The organism is Escherichia sp. MOD1-EC6162 (assembly GCF_002965125.1).
Lineage (GTDB): Bacteria > Pseudomonadota > Gammaproteobacteria > Enterobacterales > Enterobacteriaceae > Escherichia > Escherichia marmotae.
Genome location: NZ_PTSB01000001.1, coordinates 276,762 through 291,807 on the forward strand (window position 1 = coordinate 276,762; position 15,046 = coordinate 291,807).

Genomic DNA, 15,046 nt, shown 5'->3' on the forward strand with positions numbered 1-15,046 from the left:
CGTTCATTCAACCAGTGTGGGTAAACTGCTTTCGCGGTTCACTTTTGTCTGACGCGGTACGGCGGCCACCAGCGCCAGCTCGATAATTTCCTGCACGCTACAACCACGCGAGAGATCGTGCATCGGCGCGGCAAGTCCTTGTATCAATGGCCCGACGGCACGATATCCGCCAAGTCGTTGTGCGATTTTGTAGCCAATATTTCCCGCCTCTAGCGACGGAAAAACCATCACATTGGCGTTGCCCTGAAGCGGGCTGGCAGGCGCTTTTTGCGCTGCCACTTCCGGCACAAAGGCGGCGTCAAACTGCAACTCGCCATCCACTACCAGTTGTGGCGCGCGTTCACGGATTATTTCTGTCGCCTGCTGAACGTTAGCAACGCAGGGGTGGCGGGCGCTGCCGTTGCTGGAAAATGACAGCATCGCCACGCGCGGCTCTTCTCCGGTGATAGCCCGCCATGTTTCGGCGCTGGCAAGCGCGATATCAGCCAGTTGCGCCGCCGTTGGTTGCGGCACTACGCTGCAATCGGCAAAACCCAACGCCGGGCCGCTGTACTGCGGCAACATCAGGAAAATGGAGGAGAGCGTTTTACAGTCAGGTTGCAAACCAATAATGCGTAATCCGGCACGCAACACATTCGCCGTGGAAGAGAGATTGCCCGCGATACAGACATCCGCTTTACCGGCGCTAACCATCGCGGCGGCGAACATCAACGGGTCGGTGAGTTTTTCCAGCGCATCCGGCGGCGTTTTTTCTCCCGCACGGGTCAGCCAGCGCTGGGCAAATTCTTCCCGCATTGCGAGGTTGCCATGCGGATCAATGGCCTGTAGTCCATCCATCGCCACACCATGAGTGAACGCAAACTGGCGAAGTTCAAACGGACTGGCGACCAGAATGGGCGTCGCCAGGCCTTGCTGATGCAGATATTGCGCAGCTTTCAGCACACGCTGGTCTAACGCATCCGGAAAAACCACTCTGGCGGGCGCTCGCAACGCCAGTTCACGACAACGTTCAATAATCATTGCGTTTCCCCCAGTCGTTGTTGGATCTGTTTCACCGTTAGCGGCTGCTTCGTTACGCTCAAAATCATCATCACGTAAACCGTGCTGGAAAGGCGGTTCAGCGCCTGCAAGATATCTGGACGCAGTACGTTAAAACTGCGGGTAATAAACACCTGCGCCGCGACGGTTTCGGTTTCCCGCACTTTGGTTCGCAGCAAGTTCAGCAACGCCGCATCGCGTCCGTGGCTGGCTTCCGGCACCAGATGATCGTGGTCGAGATAACGCAGCGGCTGGTGAGAAAGCCGATGCAGCTCTTCGTCAGAAAACCCGACAATCGCCTGATCGGCCAGCGGTTCCCCCAACGCATCGGCACGCATAATGTTGCCAAGACGCGAACGGATATCCGCCAGCCACGGCTGCCACGGTTCCGCCAGTTCAATTTGCAGCCACACTGTCAGCGCAATGGTGCTGTCGAGGACAGCGCGAAAACCCAGGCGCGGATCGCTTTTAGCGACCATTTTTTCCGCCGACAGGTGAGTCAGCGTGTCAGGCTTTTTTGCCACCGGCTGGCGACACAGTTCGCAGCACGCTTGCGGATATTCATCGCTACTGGTCAACCCGTGAACACGCTGCGGCTGCTGCAGTTCATCGTCAACAAACAAACTCCCCTGCTCATCAATAAACTTGATGCGCAGATGGCGGCTTTCCAGCAACTCCCGGGCAGAGGGCGTCAGGCGACTGTCCGCAGGGAGATGGATCTCTGCGCCTTCGCTGAGCGTATGGTTTGCTCTTAGCCATGCTTCGGTGATGAAATCTTTCATAGGGATTGCCAGTTCGCCGGCCAGGCGACATACAGGAACTTCACGCTGGATGTCGTACCAAATTCGATGCTGGAACCTTTCGGGATAAACATCACATCGCCCGCTTTGGCGATCATGGTTTCGCCTTCGTGGCGAACATGCAGTTCCCCTTCCAGTACCATGTCGATTTCGTCGTAGTTCAGGGTCCACGGGAAGAAGGCGTTCTCCCACTGCATAAAACCGGCGGCCATGCTGCTGCCGTCGTCTCCGGTCACGAGATCAGTCAAGCCCACGCAGTGCGGTTGTGCGCCATCGAAACGACCAAATTTCACGCTGCCGCCATCAATCACTTTGATGCCGCCTTTGCCGGTCACCGATTTAAAGCTCGGCTGCATTGCGCCCTGCTCCAGCGACTGTTTTTCCTTCATCACTTTTTCCATCAGTTGCGCGACCAGGCTTTCGGTAAACTGGCCTTCCGGTAACTGGGCGATGATGGTTTCGCGGATGCGCTGGTTTTCGGTTTTATCGGCTGGCGCGCTGGCGGGAACGGATGCCGTTACCGGCGTCGATTCATCGCACTCGATGATGGTAACCCCCAGCAGGGCCGCCACTTCTCGCGCTTCCGGGGTAATAATGCTGGCACGCAGAACCACGGACATTGCCTGTTCGCCGCGTGAATGTGCTTCACGAATATCATTCGCTGTGATGAGTTTTTTCACCTGCTTCCTCCTGTTCGGTGAGAGATGCCAGATAATCCACCAGTTGCTGCACGCTTTGCGGGTCGTGGCTGTTTAGCGCGAAAATCGGTTCTTCGAAGCCCGTCTCAAGCAATAGCTGTCGCGTAGCGGCGATGTCAGCATCTGGCATGTCCGTTTTACTGATGACGGCGATTTGCCGTTTAATAACGCCAATATCCAGCAACCCGGCAGGTAATCGGCTTTCCGGGTCATTCGCGCCGTGGACATAGATCAGCATGTCCACATCCTGTAGCGTGGTAATTAAGGCGTGATACAGGCGGGGATGGCTAAAATATTCGCCTGGAGTATCAATATCACCCTTATCATTAAATTCCACAGCCTGCGTTTTTCTGGCGAGAGCGTAATTCCCCTGCAAAGCATTAAAAAGCGTTGTTTTTCCTGCCCCGACGGCCCCCACAAACGCGATTCGTTTCATGAATGCCTCGTATTAACTTTTCGTCATTTCACACAGCGTATAATTTAATAAGCGCCCTAAACCGCTAACGGTTTGTAATAAAGCTTCTTCCACTGCGCCCACCGAGCCATAAATCACCAGAGCACCACTGAAGCGGTCGAGAAAACCAATGTGTACGTCGGCGGCTTTCAATGCTAAATCACCGGCAATCATCGCCGTTTCGCCGGGAGTTAGCGTCATAATGCCGATTGCACCTGCATCCGGAACACCGATTTTCTTCGCCAGTTCCTCGCCAGGGTGCGCAATGAGATGTGCCAGCGTGACCTGTTTCCCGGGCACAAATTCCTGAATGATGCGTTCTTTATCCATGAGTCGCCGCCTGTGAAAAACTTGCGGCTATCGTGACAATTTTTCGTCAGAGTAAATAACAAAATTCGGCAAGCGAGTTTGAAAGGTGAGGTAGATCACTAAGAATGGGGAGATATTTTATGTAATGCATATATTTTCACGTGCAGCACATGAATATAATTAAATTGATATTGATTTATTTTTATATGGCGTACTTTATTATTCGAAAAACCAGTAATAATCCCTTCTGATATATTGCGGTAAATCGCTTACCCCGAATAATTCAGGGTAAGCGTGATTTAACATTAAGAATTACAGCGGTTGAGTTTGCGCTTCAACCACGGCCAGCGCCACCATGTTAACGATACGACGCACTGACGCGATTGGCGTTAATACGTGAACCGGTTTTGCCACGCCCATCAGCACCGGGCCGACCGTCACACCTTCCGAGCTGGAAACGCGCAACAAGTTGTAACTAATGCGGGCGGCTTCCATGTTCGGCATCACCAGAATATTGGCGGAACCTTTCAAAGGGCTGTCCGGCATACGGTCGTTGCGAATCGCTTCTACCAGCGCCGCGTCACCATGCATTTCACCATCAATCATCAGTTCAGGAGCACGTTCTCTCACCAGCTCCAGCGCTTTACGCATCTTGCTTGACGACGGGCAGTCAGAAGAGCCGAAGTTGGAATGCGACAGCAGAGCAACGCGCGGCTCAATACCGAAACGACGGACCGTTTCTGCCGCCATCAAGGTGATCTCCGCCAGCTCTTCTGCATCTGGCTCATTATTGACGTAAGTATCAGCAATAAAGGTGTTACCACTCGGCAGCAGCAGCGCGTTCATTGCGCCAGCGGTGTGAACACCATCGCGATAGCCAAACACATTTTTCACCACGCTGAAGTGTTCGTGATATTCGCCCACCGTACCGCAGATCATTGCATCGGCTTCGCCACGCTGAACCATGATCGCGCCGATCACAGTCGGGTTGCTGATCAGAGCACGCTGCGCCTGTTCCTGAGTTACACCACGACGCTTCATGATCTGGAAGTATTCGCTCCAGTACTCTTTAAAGCGCGGATCGGATTCGTTATTGACGATCTCAAAATCAACGCCCGCTTTGATCTGCAAACCCAGTTTCTGAATGCGCATTTCGATCACATTTGGACGACCAATAAGAATTGGTTTTGCCAGTCCCAGCGTTACCAGTTCCTGAGTCGCGTGCAGAACGCGCGCCTCTTCCCCTTCAGGCAGGACAACGCGCTTCGGCGCTTTGCGAGCCTGGGAGAAAATCGGCTTCATAAACAGGTTGGTTTTGTAAACGAACTCGGTCAACTTGTCGATGTAGGCGTCAAAGTCGGCAATCGGGCGCGTCGCCACACCGGACTCCATTGCCGCTTTTGCCACCGCTGGCGCGATCTTGACGATCAGACGTGGATCGAACGGTTTAGGAATAATGTATTCCGGGCCAAAGCTCAGATCCTGATCGCCATAGGCAGAAGCAACCACTTCGCTCTGTTCCGCATGAGCCAGTTCAGCAATTGCGCGTACCGCTGCCAGTTTCATCTCTTCGTTGATGGCCGTTGCGCCAACGTCCAGCGCGCCACGGAAGATGAACGGGAAGCAAAGCACGTTGTTGACCTGGTTCGGATAGTCGGAACGACCGGTACAGATGATGGCGTCCGGACGCACTTCTTTCGCCAGCGGCGGCAGAATTTCCGGTTCCGGGTTCGCCAGCGCCAGAATCATCGGCGCGCGAGCCATTTTCTTCACCATCTCCTGGGTCAGCACTTTCGGGCCGGAACAGCCGAGGAAAATATCCGCGCCTTCAATCACATCGTCGAGGGTACGTTTGCCGTCATCCACAACTGCATATGCCGCTTTGGTTTCCGCCATATTCGGCTCGCGCCCCTGATAGATAACGCCTTTTGAGTCGCAAACTACGATGTTGTGTTTTTGCAGACCCAGCGCCACCAGCAGGTTCATACAGGCGATTGCCGCTGCACCTGCGCCAGAAACCACCATCCTTACGTCGGAGATATTTTTCTCCACCACGCGCAAGCCGTTGAGGATGGCGGCGGTGCTGATGATTGCCGTACCGTGCTGGTCGTCATGGAATACCGGAATGTTCATTCGCTGGCGCAGTTTCTGCTCAATGTAGAAACATTCTGGCGCTTTAATGTCTTCAAGGTTGATACCACCGAACGTCGGTTCGAGTGCGGCGACCACTTCAATAAATTTATCCGGGTCCAGCTCATCAACTTCGATGTCAAACACATCTATCCCGGCGAATTTCTTAAACAGAACGCCCTTGCCTTCCATTACCGGTTTGCCTGCCAGTGCTCCAATGTTACCGAGCCCCAGCACTGCCGTACCGTTAGAGATCACCGCCACCAGGTTACCGCGCGCTGTATATTTGTAGGCTTTTAACGGATCTTTTTCGATTTCAAGACAAGGCGCGGCGACGCCAGGCGAATAGGCCAGCGCCAGATCGCGCTGCGTTGCCAGAGGTTTGGTCGGAGAAACCTGGATTTTCCCTGGGACTGGAAATTCATGGAAATCAAGTGCACTTTGTTTTAACTGGTCATCCATTTGGTTGTTCCTTTCACGTAACGTTCACAAAAATGTGTGGGTTGCTGCCTTCGCCCACAACGTGGCGCACATTATCACCTTGCCGGAGCTTTCAGACTTTGAGCAAGTCCAAACTCTCCACATCGAAATAATGTTTCGGTAATAATCCTATAACACTGATGTTACCTGCTTAATCCAGCAATACCATGCCTGTCTGCTATGCTTTTTTGATGCGTTTCGCGAAATTTGTCAGAAGTGTGAATTAACGCACTCATCTAACACTTTACTTTTCAAGGAGTATTTCCTATGAACGAGTTAGACGGCATCAAACAGTTCACCACGGTCGTGGCAGACAGTGGCGATATTGAGTCCATTCGTCACTACCATCCTCAGGATGCCACCACCAATCCTTCGCTGTTACTCAAGGCTGCCGGATTATCACAATATGAGCATTTAATAGACGATGCTATTGCCTGGGGTAAAAAAAACGGTCAAACCCAGGAACAACAAGTCGTCGCGGCCTGTGACAAACTGGCGGTCAATTTCGGTACAGAAATTCTCAAAATCGTACCCGGTCGTGTGTCGACAGAAGTTGATGCACGCCTCTCTTTTGATAAAGAAAAGAGTATTGAGAAAGCGCGCCATCTGGTGGATTTGTACCAGCAGCAGGGCGTTGAGAAGTCACGCATTCTGATCAAGTTGGCTTCGACATGGGAAGGAATTCGCGCGGCAGAAGAGCTGGAAAAAGAAGGTATTAATTGCAATCTGACGCTGCTGTTTTCCTTTGCTCAGGCACGAGCCTGCGCAGAAGCAGGCGTTTTTCTGATTTCACCGTTTGTGGGCCGTATTTATGACTGGTATCAGGCGCGCAAACCAATGGACCCATATGTGGTAGAAGAAGATCCGGGCGTCAAATCAGTACGCAATATCTACGACTACTATAAACAGCACCGTTACGAAACCATCGTGATGGGCGCAAGTTTCCGCCGTACCGAGCAAATCCTCGCTTTAACCGGTTGTGACCGTCTGACCATCGCGCCGAACTTGCTGAAAGAGTTGCAGGAAAAAGTCTCGCCGGTGGTACGTAAATTAATCCCGCCTTCTCAGCATTTCCCGCGCCCTACCCCTATGAGCGAAGCGGAATTTCGTTGGGAACACAATCAGGATGCGATGGCGGTAGAAAAACTGTCTGAAGGCATCCGCCTGTTCGCTGTCGATCAACGCAAACTGGAAGATCTTCTTGCCGCCAAACTGTAAACCAGCCACGGAGTGTTCTATGTCCCGAAAAGACCTTGCCAATGCGATTCGCGCGCTCAGTATGGATGCGGTGCAAAAAGCCAATTCTGGTCATCCCGGCGCGCCGATGGGCATGGCCGATATTGCCGAAGTGCTGTGGAACGATTTTCTTAAACATAACCCCACCGACCCGACCTGGTATGATCGCGACCGCTTTATTCTCTCTAACGGTCACGCATCGATGCTGCTCTACAGTTTGCTGCATCTGACCGGTTATGACCTGCCGCTGGAAGAGCTGAAGAACTTCCGTCAGCTACATTCAAAAACACCAGGTCACCCGGAGATTGGCTATACGCCGGGCGTAGAAACCACCACGGGGCCGCTGGGTCAGGGGCTGGCGAACGCAGTCGGACTGGCGATAGCAGAACGCACGCTGGCGGCGCAGTTTAACCAGCCGGATCATGAGATTGTCGATCACTTCACTTATGTGTTTATGGGTGATGGTTGCCTGATGGAAGGTATCTCCCATGAGGTCTGTTCACTGGCGGGAACGCTAGGACTCGGTAAGCTGATTGGTTTTTACGATCACAACGGGATTTCGATTGATGGTGAAACTGAAGGCTGGTTTACCGACGATACGGCAAAACGCTTTGAAGCCTATCACTGGCATGTTGTCCACGAAATCGACGGTCACGATCCGCAAGCGGTGAAGGAAGCTATTCTCGAAGCACAAAGCGTGAAAGATAAGCCGTCGCTGATTATCTGCCGCACGGTGATTGGCTTTGGCTCGCCTAATAAAGCGGGTAAAGAAGAGGCGCACGGCGCCCCACTGGGTGAAGAAGAAGTGGCGCTGGCACGGCAAAAACTGGGCTGGCATCATCCACCCTTTGAGATCCCCAAAGAGATTTACCACGCCTGGGATGGCCGCGAAAAAGGCGAAAAAGCGCAGCAGAGCTGGAATGAGAAGTTTGCCGCGTATAAAAAAGCCCATCCACAACTGGCAGAAGAGTTTACCCGCCGGATGAGTGGCGGTTTGCCGAAAGACTGGGAGAAAACGACTCAGAAATATATCAATGAGTTGCAGGCGAATCCGGCGAAAATCGCGACCCGCAAAGCCTCGCAAAATACGCTTAACGCTTACGGCCCAATGCTGCCGGAGCTGCTTGGCGGTTCAGCGGATCTGGCTCCCAGCAACCTCACCATCTGGAAAGGTTCTGTGTCGCTGAAGGAAGATCCGGCAGGGAATTATATTCACTACGGGGTGCGTGAATTTGGTATGACCGCTATCGCCAACGGCATCGCGCACCACGGTGGATTTGTACCGTATACCGCAACGTTCCTGATGTTTGTTGAATATGCCCGCAACGCCGCGCGTATGGCGGCACTGATGAAAGCGCGGCAGATTATGGTTTATACCCATGACTCGATTGGTCTGGGGGAAGATGGCCCGACGCACCAGGCGGTTGAGCAACTGGCCAGTTTGCGCTTAACGCCGAATTTCAGCACCTGGCGACCGTGCGATCAGGTAGAAGCGGCGGTGGGCTGGAAACTGGCGGTTGAGCGCCATAACGGACCGACGGCGCTGATCCTCTCCAGACAAAATCTGGCCCAGGTGGAACGCACTCCGGAGCAGGTGAAAGAGATTGCTCGTGGCGGTTATGTGTTGAAAGACAGCGGCGGCAAGCCGGATATTATCTTGATTGCTACCGGTTCAGAGATGGAGATTACCCTGCAAGCGGCAGAGAAACTGGCGGGCGAAGGACGCAATGTGCGCGTGGTTTCCTTACCCTCGACGGATATTTTTGACGCCCAGGATGAGGAATATCGTGAGTCGGTGCTGCCCTCAAACGTTTCTGCCCGCGTAGCGGTAGAAGCAGGTATTGCCGATTACTGGTACAAATATGTCGGTCTGAAAGGGGCGATTGTCGGAATGACGGGTTATGGCGAATCTGCTCCGGCGGATAAACTATTCCCGTTCTTTGGCTTTACTGCCGAGAATATTGTGGCAAAAGCGCATAAGGTGCTTGGGGTAAAAGGCGTCTGATGCTGATTACCGGATGCTGATTGCCGGATGCGACGCTGACGCGTCTTATCCGGCCTGGCGCGTCTTATCCGGCCTGGCGCGTCTTATCAGGCTTACATGTTCCCGCCATGATGTTTAACGGGTGATCCACAACGTGGGCCAGGCGTCTGGTCCATGCCAGTTATCGCAGGTTGGCTCTGCGGCGTAACGCACCAGACGAAAGCGCTGGCCGTCAAAACGCCAGCGAGTCTGGATACCACAATCGCTTAACCCACGCCCTTTCGCTAACGTCACCAGTTCACGCGACTTTTCATCAAATGTCGCGTTCATCAACTCCAGTTCATTCGTCTCCTGACCGTTGTTGAACGGTAAGCGCAACCTTACCGGGCGCGATGCCAGCGGTTTTTTACGCGAAACGATCCACGCCAGATCAATGGTGTTATACGCGCCAGCCTCACAGCCAATCATCATTAATGCCTTGTCGTCGGTCAGCGCCGTGACGCTCACTTCACGACGCAACGGGTCAAGCGAACAACGCAGCCCCTTCATCCGCCAGTTACCGTAATCCAGCAAATCATTACGTTCTTCAAGTGAGAGTGGCGTTGGCGTTGGATTCACTACTGCGACCTCTTTCAGTGCAGGCGCAGGCGGCACGCTAAGCGGCGGCTCATCCCCTTTCTTGATCCACGCGGTTTCACTACCAACGCGCTTTTGTTGGGCATCAATAAATATCAACGCCGCTTTTAAACCGCTCAAAGAAATGGTCTGCTCGCCGTCACGTAAGGTGATTGCCTTCCCATCCTGAACCCTCTTTAAAAACGCGGTGATGGTCGCCGTATCATCGGTCACTAATAACCACGGCGAAATTCGCCACTTATCTCCTATTAATGCCAGCGGCTTGCCATCTAATAGTAGTCGTGGCGCTATCTCCTCTTCCAACGCATCCGGTGATTTCAAACCACCACGCTCAATACGTAAAACGGCGTCGGTATGCGCCCCGGCACTGCGGCTAAGAGTCATCACCAACCCATTGTGATCGCCTGTGTTGCGCGCTACGCAGAAATTTTGATTATTACAAGTGACCTGCCAGTCGGAAAACGTCCGTTGCGCTGGTGCTGCCCACGCTAAAGACGTCGGCAACAAAGCGATAAACATGAGAAGGAAAATGCGATAGCGCATGGACGGTACGACCCCAGAAGTTCAAACAAACAGCACAAGTCGTATCTTCGTTGCGCAGATAGCGCGGCTCAATCGGATTTATCGGATTGAGCCAATAATAATCAGCGAAATATTATTGTTACTTTTCAGTCCATTAAATGTGACGCTTGCAAATAGTTAAGCAATAACACCGTCTTACCGTCACGTATCTCGCCAGTTTTGATCATCTCCAGCGCCTGGCTGAACGGCAGCTCGAGCACTTCAATATCTTCATCTTCTACGCCGCCACCCGCGTTAGCGCGCTGACTGTCACTGTATTCCGCGATAAAAAAGTGGATTAACTCGGTCACACCGCCAGGCGACATATACAGTTCAAATAATTTGCGTACTTCACCAACTTCATAACCCGTCTCTTCAATCGCTTCTTTGCGAATACAGACTTCCGGTTCATCGTTATCCAGCAGTCCAGCACAGGTTTCAATCAACTGCCCACTTTCATTGCCATTAACCCAGGTGGCAACGCGGAACTGACGAATCAGCACCACGGTCTTTTTCTTCGCGTTGTACAGAAGGATCGTCGCGCCATTACCGCGATCATAAACCTCACGTTTATGGCGGATCACTTCGCCATCTTTGCGCGTAAGATCATAAGTAATGTTGTGCAGGGTGAAATAGTTATCGGAGAGAATTTTGTCTTTGATGAGGGTGATTTGTTGCGTCATACCGACTCCACAGCGCGAAATGAACTGTTATCTTACGCTGTGAAGTCGGGTTTGTCTGTGTATGAAATTAGTGAGATTTGACTGATTTTACCCCCAGCCAGTCAATAATTCCCTGCGCCGCATGACGCCCTTCCGCCATTGCGGTAACCACCAGATCCGCACCACGCACGGCGTCGCCACCGGCGAAGATTTTCGGGTTCGTCGTCTGGTAACGGTACTGGCTTTCAACGTCCGCCACAATACGGCCCCATTTATCCACAGTGACACCGTGCGACTCCAGCCACGGCATCCCGTGCGGGTTAAAACCAAACGCCATAATCACCGCGTCGGCTGGCATGACAAATTCACTGCCTTCAACCGGCACCGGACGTCGACGTCCTTGTGCATCCGCTTCACCAAGACGCGTGCGCAGGAAACGAATTCCGCAAACGCGACCTTGTTCATTCAGCTCAAGCGCCACCGGCTGGACGTTAAATTCGAAGTTCGCTCCCTCTTCGCGGGCGTTTTTCACCTCTTTTTTCGAGCCAGGCATGTTAGCTTCGTCACGACGATAGGCACAGGTGACGTTACTCGCGCCGTGACGCAACGCGGTGCGCACACAGTCCATTGCGGTGTCGCCACCGCCCAGTACCACGACATTTAGTCCGGCGGTATTGATAAACGGCTCTTCCGGTAATTCTTCAAGCCCCATCACCTGTTTGGTGTTAGCAATGAGGAACGGCAGAGCGTCATAAACGCCCGGCGCATCTTCATTGGGTAAGCCCGCTTTCATGGAACGGTAAGTACCTACGCCAACGAAGACCGCATCATACTGTTCCAGCAACGCATCCAAAGAGACATCTTTGCCCACTTCACAATTGAGTTCGAAGTGAATTCCCATCGCGCTGAAGATTTCCCGACGACGCGCCAGCAGAGATTTATCCAGTTTAAAAGAAGGAATGCCAAAGGTGAGCAGGCCGCCGATTTCCGGATGGCGATCGTACACCGTCACCTCAACACCGTTACGCGTCAGGACATCCGCACAAGCCAGCCCCGCCGGCCCCGCGCCGATAATCGCCACCCGCTTGTCGACTTTGGTGACGTGGCTTAAGTCAGGCCGCCAGCCTTTCGCCAGCGCCTGATCCGAAATGTAGCGTTCAATGTTGCCGATGGTTACCGCGCCGTGTTCATCGCGAATGGTGCAGGCACCTTCACACAGGCGGTCTTGCGGGCAGACACGCCCGGTAATTTCTGGCAGGGTGTTGGTCTGGTGAGAAAGCTCGACCGCTGCGTCGATGTTTCCGGCTTTCACCAGTTCAATCCACTGTGGAATATGGTTATGCAGCGGGCAAGTCCATTCACAGACGCTGTGTTCACCGCACTTCAGGCAGCGCGAGGCTTCTCGCTGCGCCTGATCGGCACGAAACGGTAGATAAATCTCATCAAAGCCAGTTTTACGCGCTTCAATTGCCAGTTTATCCGGCTCGCCGCGCGCGGGCGTTGCCTGCATTTGCTCAACTTTACTCATCACCGGCATTTCTTGTGCCGTTGTACTGGCATGCCAGGGTTGATGTTCCTGACGAGCGGTGCGTAAGCGGCGGGATTTCGCCATGCCGGATAATGTGGAGTCGGTGACCAGTTGCAACGCATCCGCCGGGCAGTTTTCGACACAGGCGGGGCCGTTTTCTCGCCCTGCGCACAGGTCGCATTTATGCGCTGTAGCTTTCACTTTACCCGCAGCGACGGGGGTCAGGACGATTTGCATGGTGCCAAACGGACAGGCCACCACGCAGGATTTACAGCCAATGCACTTTTGTTGATTGACCTGAATACTGTCATCAACATGGCTGATCGCGCCATTGGGGCAGCTACGGGCACAGGGCGCATCTTCGCAGTGATGGCAGGTTACCGCACTACGCTGTTGCTGATGTTTAATAACCGTAATTCGGGGGTGAAAATGGTGTTGGCTCAAGACATGTTGTTCATCATTGTGAGCCATGACACAGGCGATTTCACAAGCATGACAACCCAGACATTGCTGACTGTTGGCCATAATAAAACGATTCATAACGACCTTCTTTTTTGGTTGTAAAAACCTTATTCTTTATATGAGTGTTGTTATTACCCGACTTACAGGGGAATCGGCAATATTCATTTGCCCAGGGCAAGTAACTATTTCGCTATAAACTGTGGCAGATCAAATAATCTCATCGCTTATTAAATTGCGTTTCAGCGACCTGAAACATTAATTATTTTATGTGGAGAAGACGCGTGTGATTGTCAAACGACCCGTCTCGGCCAGTCTGGCCCGGGCCTTTTTTTACATTGTGCTGCTGTCGATCCTTTCCACTGGTATTGCTCTGCTAACTTTGGCGAGCAGTTTGCGCGATGCCGAAGCGATCAATATTGCCGGATCGCTACGTATGCAAAGTTATCGTTTGGGTTACGATCTGCAACGCGGCAGCCCGCAGCTCAATGCGCATCGCCAACTGTTCCAGCAGGCACTGCATTCACCGGTATTAACCAATCTCAACGTCTGGTATGTGCCAGAAGCGGTAAAAACTCGCTATGCGCATTTAAATGCCAACTGGCTGGAGATGAATAACCGGCTCATTAACGGCGATTTGCCGTGGTATCAGGCTAATATCAATAGTTATGTCAATCAGATAGACCTGTTCGTGCTGGCTTTGCAGCACTACGCTGAACGCAAAATGCTGCTGGTGGTGGCGATTTCTCTGGCTGGCGGCATCGGTATTTTCACGCTGGTCTTTTTTACTCTGCGCCGCATACGCCATCAGGTGGTTGCTCCGCTGAATCATCTGGTGACCGCCAGTCAGCGTATTGAACACGGGCAGTTCAACTCACCGCCACTGGATACCAGCCTGCCGAATGAACTGGGGCTGCTTGCAAAAACCTTTAACCAGATGTCGAGCGAGCTGCATAAGTTGTACCGCTCGCTGGAGGCGTCAGTAGAAGAAAAAACCCGCGATCTCCACGAAGCGAAGCGCCGTCTGGAAGTGCTGTACCAATGCTCGCAGGCGCTAAATACCAGCCAGATTGATGTACATTGTTTCCGTCATATTTTGCAGATTGTTCGCGACAATGAAGCGGCTGATTACCTGGAGCTTAACGTTGGTGAAAACTGGCGGATTAGCGAAGGAAAGCCAAACCCTGAACTGCCGATGCAAATTTTGCCGGTGACCATGCAAGAGACAGTGTATGGCGAACTACACTGGCAAAATAGTAACGTGTCAGCGTCAGAACCGCTGCTTAACAGCGTTTCGTCGATGCTGGGTCGTGGTTTGTACTTTAATCAGGCGCAGAAGCATTTTCAGCAGTTGCTGTTGATGGAAGAACGCGCAACCATCGCCCGCGAGTTGCACGACTCGCTGGCACAGGTGCTTTCTTACTTACGTATCCAGTTGACATTACTGAAGCGTTCGATACCGGAAGATAACGCCACCGCACAAAGTATCATGGCCGATTTTTCCCAGGCGTTGAATGATGCTTATCGGCAGTTGCGCGAGCTGTTGACCACTTTCCGTCTGACACTCCAGCAGGCGGATCTCCCCTCTGCGCTGCGTGAAATGCTGGATGCGTTGCAAAACCAAACCAGTGCCAGACTGACGCTCGACTGCCGTCTGCCAACCCTGGCGCTGGATGCACAAATGCAAGTGCATTTGTTGCAAATTATTCGCGAGGCGGTGCTGAATGCGATGAAGCACGCCAACGCCAGCGAAATTGCCGTCAGTTGCGTCACCGCGCCGGACGGCAATCACACGGTCTATATCCGTGATAACGGTATCGGCATCGGTGAACCGAAAGAACCCGAAGGTCATTATGGTCTGAATATCATGCGCGAGCGTGCAGAACGGCTGGGTGGTACGTTGACTTTTTCGCAACCTTCTGGCGGTGGCACGTTAGTGAGTATTAGCTTTCGCTCTGCGGAGGGTGAGGAAAGCCAGCTTATTTGACATCCATGCTCGAAATAAGCCGACTTTAAATAAGGCTCTACGACTGATATAAGCCTGATACATTTACTTACCCGGCGGCGAAAC

Annotated in this window: 12 protein-coding genes; 3 read left to right on the top strand and 9 right to left on the bottom strand. The window is 52.8% G+C overall.

Annotated elements, in window-relative coordinates; all coding sequences use genetic code 11:
* Positions 1–3: 3 nt before the first annotated feature.
* The 6 genes from pta to maeB form a co-directional block, all read right to left on the bottom strand.
* On the bottom strand, positions 4–1,020 hold the full coding sequence (gene pta / locus A9587_RS01355; RefSeq protein WP_000583002.1) for a phosphate acetyltransferase: 1,017 nt from the start codon (positions 1,018–1,020) through the stop codon (positions 4–6).
* A complete protein-coding gene (gene eutT, locus A9587_RS01360) occupies positions 1,017–1,820 on the bottom strand; it encodes an ethanolamine utilization cob(I)yrinic acid a,c-diamide adenosyltransferase EutT (RefSeq protein ID WP_000651314.1) in 804 nt (267 codons plus the stop codon). The genes pta and eutT overlap by 4 nt, the downstream gene beginning before the upstream one ends.
* Entirely contained in the window at positions 1,817–2,518 is a 702-nt protein-coding gene (gene eutQ, locus A9587_RS01365) for an ethanolamine utilization acetate kinase EutQ (RefSeq protein ID WP_000733938.1), read from the bottom strand. The genes eutT and eutQ overlap by 4 nt, the downstream gene beginning before the upstream one ends.
* Entirely contained in the window at positions 2,493–2,972 is a 480-nt protein-coding gene (gene eutP / locus A9587_RS01370) for an ethanolamine utilization acetate kinase EutP (protein WP_038355470.1), read from the bottom strand. The genes eutQ and eutP overlap by 26 nt, the downstream gene beginning before the upstream one ends.
* A gap of 12 nt (positions 2,973–2,984) precedes the next feature.
* The gene (eutS, locus tag A9587_RS01375; protein ID WP_000356954.1) at positions 2,985–3,320 is read right to left on the bottom strand and encodes an ethanolamine utilization microcompartment protein EutS; all 336 of its coding nucleotides are present in this window, start codon (positions 3,318–3,320) and stop codon (positions 2,985–2,987) included.
* Between the two features lie 291 nt (positions 3,321–3,611).
* Complete coding sequence (gene maeB / locus A9587_RS01380; RefSeq protein ID WP_000342663.1) at positions 3,612–5,891, bottom strand: NADP-dependent oxaloacetate-decarboxylating malate dehydrogenase; 2,280 nt, start codon at positions 5,889–5,891, stop codon at positions 3,612–3,614.
* A gap of 285 nt (positions 5,892–6,176) precedes the next feature.
* Between maeB and tal the strand changes: the two genes are divergently transcribed.
* Both tal and tkt read left to right on the top strand, forming a co-directional pair.
* Positions 6,177–7,127 (top strand): transaldolase, encoded by a 951-nt coding sequence (gene tal / locus A9587_RS01385; protein ID WP_001003730.1) that lies wholly within the window; start codon positions 6,177–6,179, stop codon positions 7,125–7,127.
* Positions 7,128–7,146: 19 nt separating this feature from the next.
* Positions 7,147–9,150 (top strand): transketolase, encoded by a 2,004-nt coding sequence (gene tkt, locus A9587_RS01390; RefSeq protein WP_000087315.1) that lies wholly within the window; start codon positions 7,147–7,149, stop codon positions 9,148–9,150.
* A gap of 114 nt (positions 9,151–9,264) precedes the next feature.
* Here tkt and A9587_RS01395 read toward each other — a convergent pair whose 3' ends face one another.
* From A9587_RS01395 to aegA, 3 genes are all read right to left on the bottom strand, one after another.
* On the bottom strand, positions 9,265–10,308 hold the full coding sequence (locus A9587_RS01395) for a DUF1176 domain-containing protein (RefSeq protein ID WP_016249056.1): 1,044 nt from the start codon (positions 10,306–10,308) through the stop codon (positions 9,265–9,267).
* Positions 10,309–10,433: 125 nt separating this feature from the next.
* A complete protein-coding gene (gene nudK / locus A9587_RS01400) occupies positions 10,434–11,009 on the bottom strand; it encodes a GDP-mannose pyrophosphatase NudK (RefSeq protein WP_000193712.1) in 576 nt (191 codons plus the stop codon).
* 67 nt (positions 11,010–11,076) lie between these two features.
* Positions 11,077–13,056 carry a formate-dependent uric acid utilization protein AegA gene (aegA, locus tag A9587_RS01405; RefSeq protein ID WP_105263370.1) on the bottom strand — a complete coding sequence of 660 codons (1,980 nt, stop codon included), beginning with the start codon at positions 13,054–13,056 and terminating at the stop codon, positions 11,077–11,079.
* A gap of 205 nt (positions 13,057–13,261) precedes the next feature.
* Here aegA and narQ point away from each other — a divergent pair, with 205 nt between their 5' ends.
* Positions 13,262–14,962 (top strand): nitrate/nitrite two-component system sensor histidine kinase NarQ, encoded by a 1,701-nt coding sequence (gene narQ / locus A9587_RS01410; protein ID WP_105263371.1) that lies wholly within the window; start codon positions 13,262–13,264, stop codon positions 14,960–14,962.
* Positions 14,963–15,046: the final 84 nt, after the last annotated feature.